4 protein-coding genes are annotated in these 6053 nt (G+C 66.2%); all 4 read left to right on the plus strand.

What is annotated here, in order from left to right; translation table 11 throughout:
* Window positions 1-676 (plus strand): nitrogen regulation protein NR(II) (gene glnL / locus QZ994_RS18185; RefSeq protein ID WP_290876969.1); only part of this gene is annotated, 676 nt, incomplete at its 5' end.
* 51 nt (window positions 677-727) lie between these two features.
* Window positions 728-2371 carry a nitrogen regulation protein NR(I) gene (gene ntrC, locus QZ994_RS18190; protein ID WP_290876972.1) on the plus strand — a complete coding sequence of 548 codons (1644 nt, stop codon included), beginning with the start codon at window positions 728-730 and terminating at the stop codon, window positions 2369-2371.
* Between the two features lie 173 nt (window positions 2372-2544).
* Window positions 2545-3042 carry a glycine zipper 2TM domain-containing protein gene (locus QZ994_RS18195; protein WP_290876974.1) on the plus strand — a complete coding sequence of 166 codons (498 nt, stop codon included), beginning with the start codon at window positions 2545-2547 and terminating at the stop codon, window positions 3040-3042.
* 185 nt (window positions 3043-3227) lie between these two features.
* Window positions 3228-6011, plus strand: coding sequence for a pitrilysin family protein (locus QZ994_RS18200; RefSeq protein WP_290876976.1), 2784 nt, complete (start codon window positions 3228-3230; stop codon window positions 6009-6011).
* The last annotated feature ends 42 nt before the right edge of the window (window positions 6012-6053 follow it).

Genomic DNA, 6053 nt, shown 5'->3' on the forward strand with positions numbered 1-6053 from the left:
CAACAAGGAGCTGATCCGCAACCTCGCCCACGAGATCAAGAACCCGCTGGGCGGCATCCGGGGTTCGGCGCAGCTGCTGCAGATGGAGTTGGAGTCGAAGTCGCTGACCGAGTACACCCAGGTCATCATCCACGAGGCCGACCGGCTGCAGGCCCTGGTGGATCGCCTGCTGGCGCCTCACCGCCGGCCGCATCTGGTCAGCGAGGTCAACATCCACGAGGTGTGCGAGCGGGTGCGCTCCCTGATCCTGGCCGAGTTCCCCAAGGGGCTGAAGGTCTGGCGCGACTACGACACCTCCCTGCCCGATTTCCGTGGCGACCGCGAGCAGCTCATCCAGGCGGTGCTCAACATCGCGCACAACGCGGCGCAGGCCCTGGCAGATCGCATCCAGGGCGGCGATGCCGTGCTGACCTTGCGCACGCGGGTGGCCCGCCGCCTGACCATCAACCGGACCTTGCACCGGTTGGCACTGGTCTTGCATATCGAGGACAACGGCCCGGGTATTCCGGAGTCCATCCGCGATCGGATCTTCTACCCCCTGGTCTCAGGGCGGGAAGGCGGATCGGGGTTGGGGCTCACCCTGGCGCAAACCTTCGTTCAACAGCATCAAGGCACCATCGAATGCGAGAGCGAGCCGGGGCGCACGGTATTCAGGATCCTGATACCGCTGCCATGATCCCCGTGCTGGCCCGTCAGGAGAGCAGGGATGCCATCACCTCAGGTCAGCATGAAACCCATCTGGATCGTTGACGACGACCAATCCATCCGCTTCGTGCTTGAAAAGGCACTGGCCCGCGAAGACCTGCCTGTGCGCAGCTTCACCAATCCGCGTGATGTGCTGTTGGCGCTGGATGAGGAAGAGCCCCAGGTGCTGGTGTCCGACATCCGCATGCCGGGCGGCTCGGGCATTGACCTGCTGAGCAAGGTCAAGGCACGCCTGCCTGGCCTGCCCGTCATCATCATGACGGCTTTCTCCGATCTGGACAGCGCCGTCTCGGCCTTCCAGAGCGGCGCTTTCGAGTACCTGCCCAAGCCCTTCGACCTGACCAAGGCGGTGGAGCTGATCCGCCGGGCGGTGGACGAGAGCGTGCGCGAAGAGGTGATCGACGAGCGCGTCACGCAGATGCCCGAGATGCTGGGGCAGGCCCCGGCCATGCAGGACGTGTTCCGCGCCATCGGCCGCTTGAGCCAGAGCAATGTGACGGTGCTGATCACGGGCGAATCTGGCGCCGGCAAGGAACTGGTGGCACGCGCGCTGCACAAGCACAGCCCGCGCGGCAACGGACCCTTTGTGGCCATCAACACGGCGGCCATCCCCAAGGACCTGCTGGAGAGCGAACTGTTCGGTCACGAGCGCGGTGCTTTCACGGGCGCGCAGACCATGCGCCGTGGCCGCTTCGAGCAGGCCGACGGTGGCACGCTCTTCCTGGATGAAATCGGCGACATGCCGTTTGACCTGCAGACCCGGCTGCTGCGGGTCCTGAGCGACGGGCAGTTTTACCGCGTCGGTGGTCACCACCCGCTCAAAAGCAATGTGCGCGTGATCGCCGCCACCCACCAGAACCTGGAAGACCGCGTGCGCCAGGGCGTGTTCCGGGAGGACTTGTTCCACCGCCTGAACGTGATCCGCCTGCGCTTGCCGGCCTTGCGCGAGCGCCGCGAAGACATCCCGACCCTGGCCCGCTTCTTCCTGCAGAAAAGTGCCAAGGACCTGGGTGTGGAGGCCAAGCGCATCTCCGAGGCGGCTTTGCAGCGCCTCGCGGGCTTCGATTTCCCCGGCAACGTTCGGCAGCTCGAGAACATCTGCCACTGGCTGACCGTGATGGCGCCGGCCCAGGTCATCGAAACCAAGGACCTGCCACCCGAGTTGCTCGATGGCCGCATCCCGGCCGTGACCTCGGTGCCACAGGCCGCGCCGCTCCAGGCGCCGGCCGTCGAGGCGGTGCAGCCCCTGGTGGCTGGCTGGTCTCAGCCCGATGGTCCGACCGAACTGCGTGCCCCGGTGCTGCCATCGGCCGCGCATGTGGAGACCTTTGGGGCGCCGGTGGAGCCGCTCGGCCATGCCGCCACCGTGTCTTTTCCCGCGGTAGCCCCCTTGGGTGGGATGCCGACTGGGATGCCCGCTGCCGTGGCGGGCGACTCGCCTGCCGGTGTGCCGAACTGGCTCAAGGACCTCGAACGTGAGGCGCGGGCTCGCCTGGAAGCCGGGCAGCCCGAGGTGTGGGACACGCTCACCCGCCTGTTCGAGGCCAGCCTGATCCACACGGCGCTGGAGTTGACGCGTGGCCGCCGCATCGAGGCTGCGCAAAAGCTGGGCATCGGGCGCAACACGATCACACGCAAGATCCAGGAACTGGGCATCGACGATTGAGTCGGCGATGTGAGTCGGCGATATAGGCCGGAGATGCCGCTGAGGGTCACCGTGCCTGTGGCGGCTTCACCGAGCTTTGCAGACCCTGTCAGCCGGGCTGGCGGGGTGCTGCGTTAGAGTCTTCACCAAGACGCCAGCGAGGCGTTGTCCCTTCGGGAACTGAGGACCTGACCATGCGTACCAAACTGTCGACCACGGCCACCTTGCTGGCCGCCCTGAGCCTGGCCTTCCTGGCCGCCTGTTCCACCACCAGCCCCGACGTCATCAAGCCTGGCGATGCCCAGCGCATGTCGCAGGTGGCCGATGCCGTGGTGCTCAATGTCCGGCCCGTGGTGGTCGAGGGCAGCCAAAGCGGCCTGGGCGGCACGGCGGGCGCGGTGGTCGGTGGCATAGCCGGTGCCGCATCGACCGGCAACCCGCGTGGCTCTGCCATGGCCGGCATCGTTGGCGCGGTGGTGGGCGGTGTGGTGGGCAACGCCACCGAACGCTTCGGCACCCGCGAAGACGCCATCGAAATCCTGCTGCAACTGAGCAATGGCGAGCGCCGTGCCATCGTGCAGGCCAAGGGCAGCGAGACCCTGAACCCTGGCGACGCCGTGATCCTGGTGACCACCGGTGGCAAGACCCGCGTGATGCTGGCGCCGAAGGTGACGGCTCCCGCGGCCAAGTAAGCCTGTTTCGCTCCTGTGGATGGGGCGCTGGCTTGCGGCCCGCATGTGCTCATGCGCGGTGAGCATGGAACCTTTGGCCGCACCCCTACACTGAGCCTCATCCGGACCACGATGGTCCGCCATGTGACCTGTTCGAGCCGCCCATGCCATTGTCTCTTTCGCGATCCGTGTCCAGCCGTGCCCCGATGACAACCCCCACCTGGCGGTGGCGTCTCCTGCCTTGGCTGATTGCCGCCTCGCTGGGCGGCCTCCAGGTGAGTGTGGCCGCTGCCGCGACGGTGGCGGGGCAGCGCGCCTCGGTGCTGCAGCCAGCCCGAGTCCCCTTGAAGGCCGTGACCACGGTCGAGGGCATCAGCGAATACCGCCTGCCCAATGGGTTGCAGCTGCTGCTGATCCCCGATGACTCCAAGCCCACGACCACGGTGAACATGACCTACCGTGTGGGCTCACGCCACGAGGGCTATGGCGAAACCGGCATGGCCCACCTGCTGGAACACATGCTGTTCAAGGGCACGCCGCGCAACCCGCAGGTCTGGGCCGATTTCAACAAGCGGGGCTTCCGTGCCAACGGCAGCACCTGGTACGACCGCACCAATTACTTCGCCAGCTTTTCGGCCAACGAAGACAACCTGCGCTGGTACCTGTCCTGGCAGGCCGATGCCATGGTCAACAGCTTCATCGCCCGCAAGGACCTCGACAGCGAAATGACCGTGGTCCGCAACGAGATGGAGATGGGCGAGAACGACCCGGGTCGCATCCTGATGGAGAAGACCGTCTCGGCCATGTACCAGTGGCACAACTACGGCAAGTCGACCATCGGTGCCCGGGCCGACGTCGAGGGCGTGGACATTGGCCAGCTGCAGGCCTTCTACCGCCGGTATTACCAGCCTGACAACGCGACGCTGATCGTCTCGGGCAAGTTCGATGTGGCCAAGGTGCTGGCCTGGGTTCAGCAGGACTTTGGCGCGATCCCCAAGCCGACGCGCAAGCTGCCACCGCTCTACACCTTGGACCCGGTTCAGGATGGGGAGCGTTCGGTGACGCTGCGCCGGGTGGGCGGCGTGCCGTTGATCTTCGCAGGCTATCACGTGATGCCCGGCGCGCACCCCGATTACGCGGCGGTGGAGTTGCTGTCACTGATCCTGGGTGACACGCCTTCGGGCCGCCTGCACCGTGCGCTGACGGACAAGCAGCTGGTGGCGTCGGTGTTTGCTTTCTCCGAAGGGCTGGCCGATCCCGGTTTCATCCTCTTTGGCGCCCAACTGAGCCCCGAGCAATCGCTCACGGACAGCAGCCAGGCTCTGCTGGACGTGGTGGAGTCGGTGGCGCGCCAACCGGTGACGCAGGAAGAACTGGACCGCGCCAAGGCCAAGTGGCTCAAGGGGTGGGACAACGGCTTCACCGATCCGCAGCACATCGGCGTGGCGCTGTCGGAGTCGGTGGCGCAGGGCGATTGGCGTCTCTTTTTCCTGACCCGCGACCGGGTCAAGGCCATCACGCTGGCCGATGTGCAGCGCGTGGCGCAAACCGCCTTCGTGTCTTCCAACCGCACCTTGGGTGAATATGTGCCGACCGCCGCGCCCGAGCGCGCCGCCGTGCCCGCCCGCGTGGACGTGGCCAAGGCGCTCGAGGCCTTCAAGCCCCAGGTGGCCGAAGCCCAGGCCGAGGCCTTTGACGCCAGCCCGGCCAACATCGACGCTCGCACGCGTCGCTTCACGCTGCCCTCGGGGCTGCAGGTGGCGTTGCTGCCCAAGTCCACCCGCGGTCAGGCCGTCAAGGCCAACCTGACCCTGCGCTTCGGCACGGCAGACAGCCTGGCCCATTGGGGCGAGGCGCCCGATGTGCTGGCGGCGATGCTGGACAAGGGCACCTCGACCTTGTCCCGCCAGCAATGGCAAGACAAGCTGGACGCCCTGCAGGCCGAGGTGGGTTTTGCCTCCGCGCCCGGGCAGCTCAATGTGAGCCTGAGCACCCGTCGCGATCACCTCCCGGCACTGATCCAGTTGGTGGTGGAGGCTTTGCGGTCGCCGGCCTTGCCGGCTGCGGGCCTGGACGAGGTGCTGCGCCAGTCGCTGGCGGGTCTGGCGGAGCAGAGCAAGGAGCCGGAGGCGGTGCTGCAGGAGGCCCTGGCCCGGCATGACAACCCGTATCCGGCGGGTGATGTGCGCTACGTCCCGACCTTTGCAGAAACCGAATCGGCCTTGAAGGCATTGAAGATGGAGCAGGTCAAGGCCTTCCATCAGCGCTTCTATGCGGCCAGTCATGCGCAGTTTGCCGCGGTGGGGGATTTCGATGCCGCGGCGGTCGAGGCGGCGCTCAAGGCCTCCTTGGGAGATTGGACCAGTGCCGAGCCATTTGCGCGCATCCCGGAACCCATCCAGCCGGCGAAACCGGCGCGCCTGGTCTTGCCGACGCCGGACAAACAGAATGCGGCCATGTCGGTCAAGCTGGCCCTGCCTTTGACCGATACCGATGCGGACTACGCGGCCTTTATGCTGGCCAATCACCTGCTTGGCTCGGGTGGGGATTCGCGCCTCTGGAATCGCATCCGCGAAAAGGAGGGCCTGTCCTACAACGTGTACAGCGCGGTGAAATGGAATCCGCAGGAGCGCCATTCAGAATGGGTGGCTGCGGCGATCTTTGCACCCCAAAACCGAGACAAGGTCGAGGCGGCATTTCGTCAGGAGGTGGACAGGGCGCTGACCCAGGGTTTCACCGCAGCCGAATTCGATGCGGGCAAACGCGGGCTGTTGAGTTTCCGCCGTCTGGCGCGAGCCCAGGATGCCCGTTTGTCTGGGGCATGGGTGAGTAACCTCTACCTGGGGCGCAGTTTCGAGCTGGCCGCCCAGGTGGATGCAGCCCTGGAGCGAGTCACCTTGGCCCAGGTGAACGAGGCCCTGCGCCGTTACCTCAAGCCCGAACAATTTGTCCTGGGGGTGGCTGGAGATTTCAAGCAGACCAAGCCCTGATCGAAGCGGGCGCCCAAGAAAAAAGCCGGTGCATGCACCGGC

This window comes from Aquabacterium sp. (genome assembly GCF_021768455.1).
Lineage (GTDB): Bacteria > Pseudomonadota > Gammaproteobacteria > Burkholderiales > Burkholderiaceae_C > Aquabacterium.

Excerpts from the sequence above, each read along its gene's own strand:
- ntrC (WP_290876972.1), top strand. The coding sequence starts at position 728 with ATGAAACCCATCTGGATCGTTGACGACGACCAATCCATCCGCTTCGTG.
- QZ994_RS18195 (WP_290876974.1), top strand. The coding sequence starts at position 2,545 with ATGCGTACCAAACTGTCGACCACGGCCACCTTGCTGGCCGCCCTGAGC.
- QZ994_RS18200 (WP_290876976.1), top strand. The coding sequence starts at position 3,228 with ATGACAACCCCCACCTGGCGGTGGCGTCTCCTGCCTTGGCTGATTGCC.